General features: G+C 51.3%; 8 protein-coding genes. 1 reads left to right on the top strand and 7 read right to left on the bottom strand.

Annotation, left to right across the window (positions count from 1 at the left end):
* Positions 1-338 precede the first annotated feature (338 nt).
* Positions 339-1,148, top strand: a complete 810-nt coding sequence (locus CBR65_RS14090) for an alpha/beta fold hydrolase (protein WP_087467449.1) — start codon at positions 339-341, stop codon at positions 1,146-1,148.
* Positions 1,149-1,378: 230 nt separating this feature from the next.
* On the opposite strand, the gene CBR65_RS14085 is transcribed toward CBR65_RS14090, so the two are convergent.
* The 7 genes from CBR65_RS14085 to CBR65_RS14055 form a co-directional block, all read right to left on the bottom strand.
* Positions 1,379-3,274, bottom strand: a complete 1,896-nt coding sequence (locus CBR65_RS14085; protein WP_087467448.1) for a non-reducing end alpha-L-arabinofuranosidase family hydrolase — start codon at positions 3,272-3,274, stop codon at positions 1,379-1,381.
* Between the two features lie 111 nt (positions 3,275-3,385).
* Positions 3,386-5,845: a family 43 glycosylhydrolase gene (locus CBR65_RS14080; RefSeq protein ID WP_087467447.1), complete on the bottom strand. Its 2,460-nt coding sequence runs from the start codon at positions 5,843-5,845 to the stop codon at positions 3,386-3,388.
* Between the two features lie 133 nt (positions 5,846-5,978).
* Positions 5,979-7,814 (bottom strand): endo-1,4-beta-xylanase, encoded by a 1,836-nt coding sequence (locus CBR65_RS14075; RefSeq protein WP_087467446.1) that lies wholly within the window; start codon positions 7,812-7,814, stop codon positions 5,979-5,981.
* 246 nt (positions 7,815-8,060) lie between these two features.
* On the bottom strand, positions 8,061-11,681 hold the full coding sequence (locus tag CBR65_RS14070; RefSeq protein ID WP_087467445.1) for an endo-1,4-beta-xylanase: 3,621 nt from the start codon (positions 11,679-11,681) through the stop codon (positions 8,061-8,063).
* Between the two features lie 35 nt (positions 11,682-11,716).
* Positions 11,717-13,315 (bottom strand): cellulose binding domain-containing protein, encoded by a 1,599-nt coding sequence (locus CBR65_RS14065; RefSeq protein WP_157672077.1) that lies wholly within the window; start codon positions 13,313-13,315, stop codon positions 11,717-11,719.
* A 413-nt stretch (positions 13,316-13,728) separates the two neighbouring features.
* Positions 13,729-14,889, bottom strand: a complete 1,161-nt coding sequence (locus CBR65_RS14060; protein ID WP_087467444.1) for an AraC family transcriptional regulator — start codon at positions 14,887-14,889, stop codon at positions 13,729-13,731.
* 361 nt (positions 14,890-15,250) lie between these two features.
* On the bottom strand, positions 15,251-16,363 hold the full coding sequence (locus CBR65_RS14055; RefSeq protein WP_087467443.1) for a glycoside hydrolase family 43 protein: 1,113 nt from the start codon (positions 16,361-16,363) through the stop codon (positions 15,251-15,253).
* Positions 16,364-16,383: the final 20 nt, after the last annotated feature.

Here is a 16,383-nt window from a genome sequence, read left to right as displayed (position 1 = left end):
TACTCAAATTTATAAAGCGACTGTGTCATATTGTCAATCGAACAATAACCATATGGTCAAATAAACTATTTAAGAATTTCTCTATAGCGATAAGTTGCTTAAAACCCTGTCTTTACCGATTGTTTTTTCAAAGAAATTTGATCTACAAAGCTGAATTCTGCGCAACATATTTGCCGGTGAAAACGTTGTTATGAATGATTAATTCTGCGTGTTATCACGCAGCGCCCCTCATGGATTTACCAAAGAAAATTATTTTATTTTTAAAAAATATCCCGCTCTGTCGATTTCCCGGCTGCACAACCGACTATAAAGAAATTCACTGCAGCAAAGGATTCCCCATGAAAACCACTTTATCCAAAGACGGCACTGTATTGGCGTATGACACCTACGGCAGCGGCCCGGCTTTGATCTATATCACTGGCGCTACCTGCTTCCGCACTTTTATGCCTGTGGTGCAGGGCGCCAAGACAATTAGCCAAGCGTTCACGGTCTACAACTATGATCGTCGGGGGCGCGGCGACAGTGGCGATACACTGCCTTACACCATCGAGCGCGAGGTCGACGACATTGCGGCGTTGATTGAAGCCGCAGGTGGTTCGGCCTATTTATACGGCCATTCTTCAGGAGCGGTGCTGGCGTTGGAAGCTGCGCTGCGTTTGGGCGATAAGGTTAAGGGCGTTGCGATTTACGATGCCGCCTATGCCGGTGATGAAGAGGAGCGCGCGGATTATGAAATCCTGGCTGAACGTGTCTATGAATTATTGCGCGCGGGCGAGAACGCGAAAGCGATTCGGTGTTTCTATAAAGGCATTGGTATGCCGGCCATGTTTATCATGCTGATGCCCTTGATGCCCGGCTGGAAAACCATGAAGGCGCTCGCACCGACGCTGGCTTATGACATTGCCTTAACGCGCGACTTGCCACCCGTTGAACGCCTTGCAGCGATTAACGTGCCGACGTATATCTGGTATGGCGAAAAGAGTCCGGCGAGTATGCACCGCGTGGCGAAACGCATTGCCGATGCATTGTCTTCGGCAAAACTGACCGAATTTGTGGGTCAGGATCATATGGTGAGTGAAAAACGTTTATTACCGCTGTTGGTGACCTGTTTTAAGAAAAATTTCACATGCCCATGTAGGTCGGATTAGCGCAGCGTAATCCGACAAATATTTGCAACAAAAAAAGCGCCTGTTGCCAGGCGCTGCAAAGCCAATGTCAGTTTGCTGCTCCACCATAAAGATGGCGTTCTTTCATCTTTACCGCGACATCAGCGCTATTCATTGGCGGGGTCTTACCCATCTCACACGAGCAAAACTGCGGGAAAAATTGCCAGCGTTTTTCTGGCAATTTATCTCCTGAAACTTAACGTCTCTATCATTTATCGATTCAAACGCAACAAACCGAGCTTGTAAGGAATCCTGCCGTAGGACGATGCCGTGCCCGCCTCGCCTTGATAGAGGAATTCCAGGTTGCAGGGATCAATCGTGAGTTTTTCATCGTAGCCGGAACGCACCAACTCACCATGACTGATGCCCCGCGACCATTTTCCTTGTGGCCATTGCACATTGTTTTCACCGGCAAAGGGATTGGCTTCGGTATCGGCCAACGCCGTCCAGGGGCCATCAAGACTGGGGGCGGTCCAGGAACGGAAATAACGCGGGCCATAACCGGGCGTGTAGTACGCTTCCACCAACAACAAGTACTGATTAAAGCCATCGACTTTATACACATTCGCCGCTTCAAACAGGAAGCTGTTGCCATTGCCGCGATGATCTTCCATCACGATGGAATAGCCGGAGAAGTTGGGGAAATTGCCGATAGTCGTTTTGGACATGTACAACACGCCGTCGTCGCGCGAGAAATATAAATAGCAGTGGGTATCGTTACAAATCACCCAGAAATCCAGGGCGCCGCTGGGCTCACCTTGCAACAATTTTTGTTTGGGCGACCAGCTGCTCGGGTTGGTGATATCCGTTGTCGTGGAATAAGCACCGGCCCATTGTGTAATTTGATACCAGCGATTATGCGGGCGGAAGAAAAATACCTGTGGCGCAACCGCATTACCCATCGCGGTTCCCTGGAAGGGCACTTGCGTTGCAGAACCGGCCTGATTCCAATCGGCGAAATTCATATAGATCGAACCCCAACTGCCATCACCACCGGTAGAGGTATCAAACACCGTAGCGAAGATGTGATACAAACCGTTGTAACGCACAATGCTTGGATCTTTTACCGATGCCCAGTTGGAACGCTGTGGTGAAATCAGCGGCGGTGTCGAGGTCCAGGAGAAACGATTCGGCAACGCGCAGGACGGCGAGCTGGATGAAGAACTGCTGGAAGAAGAACTGGAACTGGAGCTTGTATTACCGCAGTTGCCCGCCGTTACACTGGCACCGGCAACACTCAGCGAATCGATATTCGGCAAACCTTCTGCAGTTGATGCTGACAATTGCAGAACATTGTTACCTTGCACCAAATCCACTTCAACAGATACGGTTTGCCAGTTTGCCCAGCCGCCCGTTGCAGGCAAGCTGACCGAATAATTTCCGTTACTGCCACCATTAATTAACAAGGCACCATTGCGATTGCCAGTACCGCCGTTGGCCATGCGGAAGGTCAAGGTGCGCGGACCGCTGCTGGCGGCCTGTACGGCCCATACAATTGCCGCACCTTGCGCGTTGTTGGTGTTGGCAAATCCTGCACCGGTAAATCCGCTGTGATTGTTATCGACCGTACCGTCAACGCGACAGAAACCGCCCTGGGATTCCTGCAACACCAGTGTTGATGGTGCGACAGAACTGGCAACCGAACTGCTGCTGGAACTGGTGCTCGGCGCACTGGAAGAACTCGCTGGCGTCGAAGATGTTGAACCACCACCGCACACACTGCCGTTGATGGTCGGGCGCTCGATGCTGCCGCCGTTGGTTTCACCCTGCACACCAAAACTTACCGATTGGCCCGGCGCAATGTTGCCGTTCCAACCCATGTTGGTGGCTGTATAAGGATTGGAGCCGGAAAAATTCGCATTCCAACCGCTCGACATGCGATTGGTGTTGTATTGCCAATTCACACTCCAGTTACTGATCGGTGAGTTGGTATCGTTGGTGATGGTAATGCTCGCCACAAAACCTGAGCCCCATTCGTTATCGATTGAATAGGTACAGGCGGCGGACGCGCCATGCGTGAAGGCGGCAAGCGCCGCACTCACACCAATGACACTGCACGCACGCTTGATCGCGCTCGACAGTGTCGGGTTGAGGTTTACTAAATACATTGTCAGGTTCTCCTTTCGTTATGTTTTTACGCCGCTTTCTGAATTGAACTCGGCGCTGTTTTTTTGCCGGTGAAGTCTTGCTGTTATTTTTTTAGTTGATAAACGCGATGACTACTCCAAACGGTAGTAATCGAAATCGACGTAGCCGCCGGTCGATTGCGTGCCGTAGTTAAACAGTGCAAAGCGATACCCCATGAAATGATCCAGGTCATAGGTCATGCTCAAGGTGTTGCCGATGGCGCGCCAGTTGGAACCGTCGAGGCTGAAATAAAACCGTGCCTGATCGGTCTGGTTGCGGAAGTCCATATCGATGCGGAAATACACACGATTTTGATTGAGGCTGATGCGTTCAATTTCCTGCGGACTGCCGGACGTGGTGTCGACCATGATGATGGATTTATTGCCGCCGGATTGTGTTACGCCCACATAACCATAACGCGCTTGCAGGGCACCGAGCCCGGCGTAGTCACCATCGCGCATGCCGTTGGTTTCCATCGCCACACGCGCGGAACTTTGCGGGCCGAAAGTGCGTTGCGTGAGCGTATTGCGCGTGTTGACAAAACTGCTGTCGCGGCGCGTGTTGGTGATGCGCATAAAACCGGGGCGCGTCTGTAACGACCAGCCGCTGTTATCCGGGTTGTGGTTCCATTGCCACTGCAAGGGCAAACGCGTGCTATTGAATTCATCCGCGGAAACCACGCCGGCCAGCCCGTAATTTTCCACCGCAAAACCCAGTTGCTGCGGCACGCGCCCATTCACACCAAACACCGGCCAACCGTTTTCCCAACGCACCGGGACGAGGTAAGGGATGCGACCGACGGCACCGCTGTCTTTAAATAAAAACGCGTACCAGTCACCGGATGGTGTATCAATTAAATTGCCTTGCGCTACACCTTGATCCTGCAAGGCAATCCGACCTTGATAGGGACCGGTTAAATTGTCGGCGCGATAAATTAATTGTGAACGCCCACTGCCCACTGGCCAACTGATCAGCGAAATGTAATAGCGGCCATTGATTTTTTGCAGGTGTGCGCCTTCGGCGGGAACGTAAAAATTGGTACCGGCGATGGCGGAAGCTTTGGTGATGATGGTTTGATTGATACCGCCGGGCTTGATGGCGGTGGCGTCGGCGGTGAGTTCGATTAATTTAATATCGTCAACGCCGTAAACCAGAAACACGCGCCCGTTTTCAAAGAACAAGGCGGAGTCGTGATACAGACCGTTGAGCACCGAAGTGGTCCAGGAACCGCCTTCGATATTATTGGTGCGATAAATATAGGTGCGGTTAGTGGTGTAGGAAAAGGTACTCACATAGAAGGTACCGTCCAGGTAGCGAATGCTGCTCGCCCAGGAGCCATTACCATAAGCTTCTTGCCCGTTTTCCAGATTCAATTGCGCGGTATTGGCGAGGGTGGAATAGGCGTAATTTACCAGCGTCCAGTTTTTCAGGTCGGTGGATTTCATCACCGGCACACCGGGACTCATGTGCATGGTGGTGCTGGTCATGTAGTAAGTGTCGCCCACGCGAATCACCGAGGGATCAGGCACGTCAGCCCAGATAATTGGATTGCTTGCTTCCACTAAATCAACCGGCTCGTCATCGCGTTCACCGCCTACAGAAAAATCATCGGCGTAATAACTGACACTGGTGTTGGACGATTCAATAATAAAATGTTGAAAGGGTGTGCCGCTCTGCGTGTAATTTCCGCGCACTAATGTCCAGCTGTTGGCATTGGCTGTTGCGCGCGCAATGTTGGAATATTCGTTGTAGCTGCTGCTGTCCGCATCGTCTTCGCGTTTGGCAGTGAGGATAATCTCCGCGTCTGGTGAACCGGCAGCCAGTTTTACCCATACGGCTACGTCATAGGTATTACCTTGTGTGAGTGAACCGACGTTAAACGTTAATCCGTTCCACGCGGATGTGCGGCCAGTGATTAACGCACTGGCGGAACCGCTGCGTCTTTCCTGGGTGTTGCGCGCAATCGTGCCGGCGGTCGTTGCCCAGTTCGTTAAGCCATCTTCCACGCCGCCATTTTCGGCAAAATTATTTGCGGGTGGAGAATAGGACGAGCTGCTAGCGCTGGTCATTACACTGGAACTGGACAGCGCGCTGCTGGATGACACAACAACGGAAGATTGCGCGGAAGAACTGCTGGAAGAAATCGGATTACCACCACCACACAGCGCTCCGCTCAGCGTCGGAATTTCCGGCGCGGCATTGCCCTTGGTGCCCTGGAAACCAAACTCGGTTGATTGGCCCGCTGATAAATTGCCATTCCAACTCGCGTTGCTCGCAGCGTAAGGATTGGAACCACTGACACTGGCATTCCAACTGTTGGTGATGCGGTTATCGCTCGCATATTGCCAACTGACATTCCAGTTGTTTACGGCAGCGTTGGTGTTGTTGGTGATTTTTATCGAGGCCGTAAAACCATTGCCCCATTGGTTGGTGATGGTGTATTCGCACGCGGCCTGCGCCGGTAGCACAATCGAGGATGCAGCCATCGCCAGTATCAATAAGGGCGTCGCGCGTCCGAGTAGTCGTTTGCGTAAATGTTGGGTGATATTCATGGTTGTTGATGTCTCCCGGATACTATTGCTCGCTAATTTGCATTGATTAGCTGGATGTTATGTTTGAATGAATTTTTACTTTCAGACTGAAGGCGATCCCCTGATAAGAGGATCGCCGTTTTCTTATGGGTTATTAACGCCCGATGTAATTCATCAACCAGGTCATGGCAGGGCGGGGCGTGCCATTTTCCGAAATCAAACCGGAGCCCTCAATCCAGGTTCTGCCATTGACATAGCCCCAGATGGTGATGCCTCTCACGTGAGGATGGTTCCAGAACACCGGGAAGTGAGCCTGGAAGTTTTGCAGTTGCACTTGATCATTGTTATCGCCGATATCGTATTCAGAAATGTAGATGGGCTTGCCCACCTGGTTCCAGATATTGTCGATCGCGGTTTTAACTTGCGCAGCGGTCATACCCTTCAACTCGTGCGCTTGCAGGCCGACGGCATCAATGTAATTGCCTTGCGCTCTGGCGAGCGTAATAAACTCGTTGTGCTGCCAGCGAATATTGTTGTAGTCGTTCAGGATCAGGATGGAGTTGGGGCAATATTGACGCGCGAGTTGGAAGGTCCGCTGAATCCAGTTATTGCCAAATGCCCGTTGTGCATAACCGGCTGGCTGGTGTCCGGGTACCGCTTCGTTCACCACGTCGATCATCGCGGTATCCGGGTAGCGCGTGCAGAAATCGCGAATCCACTGTTCAATTTCAACGGCAACTTCCGGGCCGCTCAAATTATTCAGCCATGACGGTGACTGCGCACCCCACACAAAGGTATGCGCTTTTACCGGAATATTATTTTGACGGGCGTAGGCATAGATGCGATCAAGTGGTGCCCAGTTATAGACATTGCGCGTGCCTTCAACAGAACCCCATTTACCTTCATTTTCCGGCGTAATTTGATTCCAGTACTGCGTGAAATCCGATCTCACCGCCCCGGACGTTGTAATGTTACCGACAAATTTTCCGGTATTGCCGCTGCTGCTGGATGAACTTGATGAAGAGCTGGACGATGGCGCCTCGCCGCCGATCACAAAATCATCCGCGTAATAACTGACCGTTGTGCTATCGGACTCAATAATAAAATGTTGGAAAGGTGTGCCCGATTGGGTGTAGTAACCTTCCAGGAGTGTCCAGTTATTTGCAGACACGGTAGCCATGGCAACACGGGTATATTCGTTGTAGGTGGACGTGTCTGAATCCTCCTGACGTTTGGCTGTCAGCATCACCACCGCATCCGGTGAACCCGCAGCCAGCCTGACCCAAACGCCGACGTTGTATTCACTGCCGTTGTTTAAGGCACCTGTATTAAACGTCAAACCATTCCACGCAGACGTGCGACCGGTGATGTACGCACTGGCTGCACCGGTGCGGCTCACGGAAGTGGTACGGGTAACCGTACCGGCAGTCGTTCCCCAGTTAGTCAAGCCACTTTCCACTCCACCGTTTTGCGCAAAATTATTGCTCGGAGACGAGTAGCTGGATGATGAGCTGCTAACCGGCGGTGTGCTGCTGGAAGATGACGAGGCCGGTGTTGAAGACGGTGTAGAACTGGAACTCACGCTGCCGCCACAAAGTGCGCCGGTCACAGCGGGTACTTGCGGCGCGGCGGCGCCTTTGGTGCCCTGGAAACCAAACTCGGCGGATTGGCCCGGTTGTAAATTACCGTTCCAGCTTGCGTTGCTCGCGCTATACGGATTGCTGCCACTGACGTTGGCATTCCAGCTGTTGGTCACGCGGTTATCGCCGGAATATTGCCAGCTGACATTCCAGCCGTTCACCGCCGCGTTGGTGTTATTGGTGACCTTGACGGAGGCGGTGAAACCATTATTCCACTGGTTGGTTACCGTGTATTGGCAGGCTGCATGAGCGGTGCTGGTCAAGGCCGCCGCCGCGAGTGTCAGCATCACACACTGCGCTGGCCGTTTAAGTAGTGCCGGGCAAGACATTGTTTTTATCGATCTATACATGATGTATTCCTCAAAAGAACTACTGATGAAAGTCAGTAATCGGATACAGATATATTCACAAACATTTGTGAATACGATGGTTGCAGAATAACTTGCACAGGCACCCTGCCAGGCAGCAGCGGCCAGTGAAGTTTTCAGCGTTCAGATCGATGCAGGTATATGCCTGCGCAGCAGTACTGCGCAGGTCGATTATTTTTTGGTGTTTCTACTGCTATTGATGGAAATCCTTCTCCATCGGGTATCGCTTTAACGATTCAAATAATTCATCAACCAGGTCATGGCCGGGCGCGGTGTGCCATTTTCCTGGATCAAACCACTGCCGTTCACCCAGGTGCGGCCCACGACGTAACCCCACAGGGTGATGCCTTCAACCGATGGATGGTTATAGAACAGCGGGAATTGTGTCTGCATGATTTGCAGTTGTTGTTGGTCGTTGGTGCGCGCGACATCGTACTCAGAGATATAAATCGGCAAGCCCAGTGCAGCTACCTGATTCAATTTGCTGCTCACATCATTAAACGACCAGTCTTCCAGACCGTGCGCCTGTAACCCCAGTGCATCTACCACACCCGCTTGCACAGCCGGGCGTGCCATGGCGATAAACTCGTTGGTGTTCCAGCTCAACACGTTGTAGTCGTTAAGGATCAGAATGGAATTGGGGCAATACTGCCGCGCAATCTGGAATACGCGAATAATCCAGTCGTTGCCGTAAGCGCGTTGCGCATAGGTCGCCGGTGCGTGGCCGGGTGTGGCTTCGTTCACCACGTCGATCATCGCCGTGTCGGGGTAACGCGCGCAGTAATCGCGAATCCATTCTTCAATTTCGGCGGCAACTTCCGGGCCGCTCAAATTGTTGAGCCAATTGGGCGATTGATTGCCCCACACAAAGGTGTGTGCTTTTACCGGGATATTATTCGCGCGCGCGTAATTGTAGATGCGGTCGAGTGGTGCCCAGTTATACACATCGCGCGTGCCTTCAATGGAACCCCACTTGCCTTCGTTTTCCGGCGTGATTTGATCCCAGTATTGAATAAAGTCGGAGCGCACATTGCCGGAGGTGGTGATATTGCCAACAAAGAATTCATGATCGCCGCCGCCTTGCTCCACTTCACCGCCGATAGAAAAATCATCCGCATAAAAACTGATGGTTTCGTTTTCTGATTCGATGATGAAATGCTGGAAGGGTGTGCCGGATTGCGTGTAATAACCTTGCAGCAACGTCCACTGACTGGCAGAGGCAGTAGCCATTGCCACTTGCGAATATTCGTTGTAAGTCGAGGTATCCGCATCGTCCTGACGCTTGGCCGTTAACATCACCACCGAATCCGGTGAACCAGCGGCGAGCCTGACCCATACCGCCACGTCATATTCATTGCCGGTCGTTAGCGCACCAACATTAAAGGTCAAACCATTCCACGCAGCCGTGCGACCGCTGATGTAGGCACTGGCGGAACCGCTGCGGCGTTGTGAGGTATTGCGGCTTGCGGTACCGGCGGTTGAACCCCAGTTGCTGAAACCACTTTCTACACCGCCGTTTTGCGCAAAATTATTCTCCGGCACTTCATAGCCGCTGGAAGATGAAACGCTTGACGATGGCGTGCTTGAAGAAGGCGCACTGGATGACGGTGTGCTCGATGCGACGCTGCTGGAGGATACCGGCGGCGTGCTGCCACGGTTTGCGCAGAAACCGATAGACGAATCACTCTGGCCCGGTTGCAAGGTGCTGTTCCAGGCAACACCGGACACGTTCAATGTTGAACCGCTTTGACTCCATTCGCCATTCCACAAACTGCTCACGGTACCCTCAACCGTAATACCCAGATTCCAGGTGACCGCTGAACCGCTGCTGTTGGTCACGGTAAGCGACGCACAATAACCGCCGCCCCAGTCATTGGTAATTTGTATCGAACCGGACACGTTACCGCCAGTGGGCGTCGAGCTGGCCACGCTGCTCGCAACGCTTGAACTCACCGCACTGGAGCTGGGGCTTGAACTGACTGAACTGGCGCTGCTTGACGTATTGGTGCTCGCACTGATGGTGCCGGCGCTCGCGGTGAGCGTCACCGCATCCAGACGCGTGCCATCTTCGCGGCGCAAAATTCTCAGCACATGATTGCCCGCCGCCAGGTTTTCAAAATTCGCGACGGACACATTTTGCCAACCGCTGGTAGCGGTATTGTTTTGCGTCGTCCAGGCGCCGTTATCCAGTTTGTAATAGAACGAATCGTCGTCCGCATTCAGCATGGCCGCGCGCATCTGGAATTGCACACTGGCGGATTGCGACAGCGAAAAGGCAATCTGGATTTGTCCGCTCTCGTTGTCGGCGGGCGTGCCCAGCAATTGATTATTGTTGTTGGGCCATTCGATGTATTGACCACCGGAAGCGGCGCTATCGGACTGCACCAGGAACGGACTGAAACTGCTTTGATTGCTGAGCGATTCCAGCTCAACCATCAATTGCCCGCTGCCGCCAGTCGTGCCGGTAAATTGATACCAATTCAGATTGTGTCCGGCGGTTGAACGCAGATACACATCGTGCACGCCGGTGACGCGGCTGAATGAAACGGATTGCGTCTGCCAGGTTTGCCAGCCGCCGGTGTTTTGCACTTGCAAGGTGGCAATAGGTGCGTTGTTGATACTGTCCAGACGAATTTCCAGACCGGAATTAATCGCCGCTGCCACACGCGCATTCATGCCCGTTGCACCCGCCCCGAAATCCACATCGGCAATTTTTACCCAATCGCCAGAGCCCATCATCAGGTTCATGGTGCCTTCGCTGGCGCGCTCGGTTTCAATACCGTTTTCGTTATCAAACATTTCTGCTTGATTGATGTTAAACGCATTCACATTTTTTAATTGCGGAACGCCCACCGGCCCGGCGTTAACGCGCTGCATGGTGCCATCGGCGTTGTAGTACAAACGGTCCACGTTGATGGAACGGGAAAAGGTGCTGTGACCCACTTCATTGGCCACCGCGCGATTGTGGTAAAAGATGTACCACTGATCTTTGTATTGAATAATCGACTGGTGATTGTTGTTGCTGTTATTTTCCCAGGGCTGACCCAACACGGTACCGCGACGGGTAAAACCGGAGGTAGGATTATTGCTGGTCATGTAATCAATGGTTAAACCGCCTGCGGTGTCAGTGGAATAACTTAAATAGTAGGTGCCGTTTCTTTTGTGCATGTACAGCGCTTCAAAGAAATTTGGCACATCCAGGGTAATCGCCGAACCGCTGGTGCTGATCATGTCGTCGTTTAAGCGAATCACCCGCGCATTCCCCGGACCGCCACCGCCGAAATATAAATAGGCCTGGCCGTTATCATCGATAAACACACCCGGATCAAACAACCAGGTCACGTTGGCGTTCGGTGTGCTGCGGCTTACCAACGGGCGACCCAGCGGATCGGTGTAGGGGCCTTCGGGTCGATCCGCGACGGCCACACCAATTGAACCGGCGCCGTCAGGAAAATATAAATAGTAGCGACCGTTGCGCTCGATAAAATCCGGCGCGTACGCCAGGTTCGCCCAGCTGGTATCGTTGCGGGAATTCCAGATAATCCCGTGATCCTGCCAGTTGACCATGTCGTCGGAGGAAAACAGGTAGTAATCAATCAGCCCGCCGTAATCGGCCTGGTTATCCTGATCGTGGGTGACTACGACATAGACGCGATCATTAAATACCCGCGCCGCCGGGTCCGCTGTGTAAACGTGGGACACAAGGGGATTGTCGGCGTGGGCGATGACGGCGAAGAGAAACACTATCGCTGCCATCATGCGAGTAAATGTAGGTAATATAGACGCGGAAACCGGTAAAGCTTTCGCTCGTTGATGAATTTGCTTTTTATCTGTCAGGTTATTATTCATGGCGATCGTCCTGTTCAAGAAAAGAGATTCGGGATTTAACGCGATGCGCAGAAACCGACCGACGACTCTGTCTGGCCAGGCTGCAATTGGCTGTTCCAACCGACACCGGCAACGGTCAGTGTCGAACCGCTTTGGCTCCAGCTGCCGTTCCACAAATTGTTCACGGTGCCCTGAACCGTCACGCTGACATTCCAGGTGACCGGCGCATTGGTGTTGTTATTGACGAGCAGGTTCGCGCAGTAACCGCTGCCCCAATCGTTGCTGATCTCAACACTCGCCGTGACGCCGCCGACAGCGCTGCTGGCACTGGAGGAAGGCTGTGAGGAGGCTTGCGAGGAAACCGCTACCGAAGAGCGGGACGATGAGGTACTGCTGACACTGGATGAACTGCCGCTGCCCGCTTCACTGACGAAGGTGGCAACGCTTTGCGGATCGACCCACACCGATGCGCTATTACCGGCAACACTGGTGCGGCCACCGTAGCCGAGGTTCAATGACGCGGAGGTGCTGTATTTAACAAACTGCCCGACATTCACATTCTGTAAATTCAGGTTCAGATTGCGGTGGGAGGTAGTGGTATTAACCGCGATCACCACCACGCGATTGTCCGGGCCTTTATATGCCGTAACAAAAACGCCGGTGAGCGGTTGTTCCGTGGCGGCAATGCGTACATAACCGGGCCGCACAAATTTCGAATACTGCGCCATCAGATAACCGCGCTTGCTGATGGCGCCGTCTTCGGTCAACAGGCCGTAACTGCGGCGGATATACCACCAGATGTACGCGTTAAAGTTGGCCACCATGCTTTGGTGTAACTCCGTACCGACATCCAATGCCAAGGGCCAGGCATTAGCGGAGTTCTGGCTTTCGGTGTAATGCTCCGTCATCCAGAGTTCCTTGCCTTTGCTACGCGCCAGCGGATAATCGCGCGGCGCGCGGCCGTACAAATGTCCGCCAATAATATCCACATGCTGCGCCGTGGTGGCGTTATTCAGGAAAGGATCGGAAAGCGCCGGATTAAAGTTTAGCGACTCAGGCGCCACCACCTTCAAAGCACCAAAACGCGAACCCTGGCTTAATAAATAATTTACAAAATCGGTCGCGCTCCATTCGGCGGATTCGTAATTGGGATGCCAGTCCGGTTCGTTCTGGATCGATAACGCATAGACCGACGCGTTATTCGCGGCCATGTAATTGGTAAAACTCAACAGATGGTCGGTGTAAGCGCCGTAGTATTCCGGCCGCAGTTTGCCGCCGTTATTCAGGTTGTTATTGGTCTTCATGTAGGCTGGCGGCGACCAGGGCGAGGCCAGCAGGATCGCGCCATGGGATTTTGCGCGCACGGCTGCGGGCACCTGAATGCCCCAGTTATTGGAATTGGGATCAATGCGCATGCGCATGATGGACAATCCCAGCTGCCCGTCACCGTTACCAAACGCGGTGTCCACCTGGGCGGAGGTCAGGTCGGCAATCCAACCGGGGGCGTTCATTCCACCAAAACCGCGAATGGTTTGGTGTTCGGTTGATGGGTTGATGTTGACGGTTTGTGCAAAGGCCGGGCTGCAAATCATACACACACCGACCAACGACTTAAGCACTATCTCTCGTAAGATTTTTATCTTATTAGTCTCCATAGAATTCCCTGCTGTTTTTGATTATTGGACAAGGTAAGGCGTTGCCGCGGGGTTGAGCGCTGAGCAATGCCGAGGCGGGAGAATAATGAAGCGCATCAGGGAAGAGTTGCACTTATGAAAGGGTTTTTAAAAAATGCAAAAAATTTCAGTAGTTATGTAAATAGTTAAATGAATATTGTGCCAATGCGATTTAAAGTGTGATCCAGGCCACTTTACCCAATGTCCGGTTTCGCTGCGGCACAACAGCAGGTTGCAAGAAAGGTGGTTAATAAAAGGACGTTCCAGAATAAAACGAGAAGATGTGGATTTACTGATAACTGGCTTCAATAGTGAGCAAGTTGAAAATATTGTGTGGAATCTTGCATCGACATTTAATGGGAACGGGTCGGTTTTTATGTTTCTTCTTTAGGTTTTTATGTTTCTTCTTTAGATTGATACAAGGTTTTGAATGTTTTTGGCGTGCACCCGTATTCATTTTTAAATAGCTTATTGAAATAAGAGACGTTGTTGTATCCAACCAAATAAGCAATTTCAGAGACGTTGGCATCTTCATTTTCTGACAGAAGTCGCGCGGCTTCTGTGAGCCGTAACTTGTTCAAATAGGCAGTGAAAGTGAGAGCCAGTTCTTCTTTGAGTATTTCATTTATCTTGGTTCGGTTAATTCCCAGTGAGAGGGTAACCGACTCAAGACTGATATCCGGGTTCGCGTATTCCGTGGCCATCAAACGTAACAGTGCACTTTTCTCTTTATCTTTTTGCGGTTCAATTGACAGCTTTTTATAAGCAAGCAACGGCTGATCCAACCTGACTTTTTCTCTGATATCCACGGTTAATACAAAAATGTAACGGCGAAATAACCCGATTAAAAACAACGCCCAGATCAACAGGCTGATCAACACAGCGACATAAATATATTGAGGAGCGGTACCTTCGAGCTTCACGTCCGTGAGTCTTACGTGAGAAAGTGTGTTCAACGGACTCTGCAATGAATTGACAAAGGCAATACCCATGGTCTTGTGTAATTGATAGCCTTGATCGCTGAATTCGTAACCATATCTATCCAGCCACCAATGGGGTGTATCCAATTCATCAAATCCGATCGTTATCGTTGTCCATTGGTTATCGCAGGAGAAAGCACTGGAAGAAACGCGCCGCGTCACCGGCCTGATCGGGTCTGTCACTTTTTCGTCATAACTGAACAGGACAAACAGCAACACATTTTTAGGATCACATAAAATACGAAACGAGACGTTACTATAGCGAGTGAGATCGACCAGTTTGTATGGCTGCGCGGAGTCAATAAAATAAAAAGAATAGTGTGTGTAGGGAAACTCAGCGTCAGGATCAAGAAAGAATTCGTAATCGATGGTTCCCACTTCGCTTTTAACATTTAATACCGTTTTATTCTCTTGCTGTGAGGGTTCAATCGCAGGCGCCCACACCAGCGTCGCGTCACGCTTGGGAAATAGCGACGTGCTGAGCTGCGACTTCACCACACCAACCGCGATGATAAGCGCAGTGAGCAAGAGCAGCATTAAAAATGCGAGCGCCGCATTGCGATAGAATTTAAGCATGCACGGAAAAGGGGTTGTGGCGTCCGTTGGAAAGAGTCGTTAACGGCATCTGATTAACTCCTGCGATTAATTAGAATTATTTAAATAGGAGATTTCGCTTATCCATGGCAAGCGGGAGAAAGCCCGAACCCTGGCGCTAAACTGACATCTTTACATATCTTGTCATACTATCTGACTTAGCGGCAACTCTGGCGCTTGATTGCCTTCGCAAAATCGGGATGATCTTATGAGGATGCAGGAATATGCGCCATCGCGGTCATGGGTTGTGATGATTCAGACGAAAGCCGTGTTGCTCGCCTTTATTTCACGTCGGAAAAACATGGCGGATACCTGCCCGCCATGTTTTCGACATTATTAACAATTACTCAATAATCTGTTCGGTCCAGGTGGGACCATTGATATAAAACATGCCGTCTTTATAGTGAACAGGCTCGATGCCCATCTGCGGTGTCTTTTCCCAGTCTTCAAGTGTTTGGCTGTAGGGATAAGGCCGTTGTTCATACATAAGGTAGTGCGCGGAACTCCAGAGCTTTCCGTCCGGGCCGATGAATAGAGCGTTGTGACCGGTTTCGGAGTAGGGGTCTTGTGAATCCTGAAACTTCAAATGGGCGTAACCGCCTGCTTCCGCCAATTCCGGACGATAGCCTTTTTTGCGTGTACCAAAAATCGGCTCGCGCGACGCCAACACCCATGGCCCCAAGGGTGATTTGGATTTGAGTAACCCCACTTCATACCCGCGTGTCCAGGATGAAAAAAACATAAAGTAGGTGCCTTCCTTTTTGATCACAAACGGCCCTTCAATACCACCAATCATCCAATCCGGATTGCCGGGTGATTGTTTGTCCAGAATTTTTTCAAATTTGCCCATCACTTTGCCGGACGGCAGATCGATTTTCCCCTGGAATAAACCATTGCCGCTGCTGTACAGATAGGTTTGGCCATCATCGTCTTCGAATAAGGTCGCATCGTTGTTGTATTGCGGTGTGAGCGGGCCATTCACTAATGTGTAAGGGCCGGTCACTTTTTCTGCGGAGAATAACCAGATGCTGTGCGTCTTCATTCCTTTGGGATCTTCATCTGTTACTTTTCCACTGTTTACCGTTAACCAATAGGTGTTTTGAATAAAATGAATTTCCGGTGCCCAAAAGCGACCGTTGTAAGGACTGTCGGCAGGTAATTTACTGGCATCAATCAACCAGGAATGTTGTTTCCAATTGAGCATGTCATCCGATACCAATAAGCGGACACCCGGATTCGGGCCGGTCCATATCGGGTTGGAGGTGCCGACGGCATACCATTTTTTATCGACCTTGATAATAAAATGATCGCGCATAGAAATCGCGGCATCCCGTGTAATGGGGTTGGTGTAACGAAACGCCTGCGGTTGTTTATTGTCGGCTAGCGATTGTTTTTCTGCAAAACAGAAAGATGCAAAAACCAGTAAGCCCCACAAAAAAAATCTGTTGATATTCATTGGTTACCTTGAAATAAAAA

Origin of the sequence: Cellvibrio sp. PSBB006 (assembly GCF_002162135.1) — a bacterium.
Classification (GTDB): Bacteria; Pseudomonadota; Gammaproteobacteria; order Pseudomonadales; family Cellvibrionaceae; genus Cellvibrio.
This window is presented reverse-complemented; position numbering and strand designations above follow the sequence as displayed.

Bases quoted from the DNA above. Each gene is read 5' to 3' on its own strand.
- CBR65_RS14090 (WP_087467449.1), top strand. From the start codon at position 339: ATGAAAACCACTTTATCCAAAGACGGCACTGTATTGGCGTATGACACC.
- CBR65_RS14085 (WP_087467448.1), bottom strand. From the start codon at position 3,274: ATGTATTTAGTAAACCTCAACCCGACACTGTCGAGCGCGATCAAGCGT.
- CBR65_RS14080 (WP_087467447.1), bottom strand. From the start codon at position 5,845: ATGAATATCACCCAACATTTACGCAAACGACTACTCGGACGCGCGACG.
- CBR65_RS14075 (WP_087467446.1), bottom strand. From the start codon at position 7,814: ATGTATAGATCGATAAAAACAATGTCTTGCCCGGCACTACTTAAACGG.
- CBR65_RS14070 (WP_087467445.1), bottom strand. From the start codon at position 11,681: ATGAATAATAACCTGACAGATAAAAAGCAAATTCATCAACGAGCGAAA.
- CBR65_RS14065 (WP_157672077.1), bottom strand. From the start codon at position 13,315: ATGGAGACTAATAAGATAAAAATCTTACGAGAGATAGTGCTTAAGTCG.
- CBR65_RS14060 (WP_087467444.1), bottom strand. From the start codon at position 14,889: ATGCTTAAATTCTATCGCAATGCGGCGCTCGCATTTTTAATGCTGCTC.
- CBR65_RS14055 (WP_087467443.1), bottom strand. From the start codon at position 16,363: ATGAATATCAACAGATTTTTTTTGTGGGGCTTACTGGTTTTTGCATCT.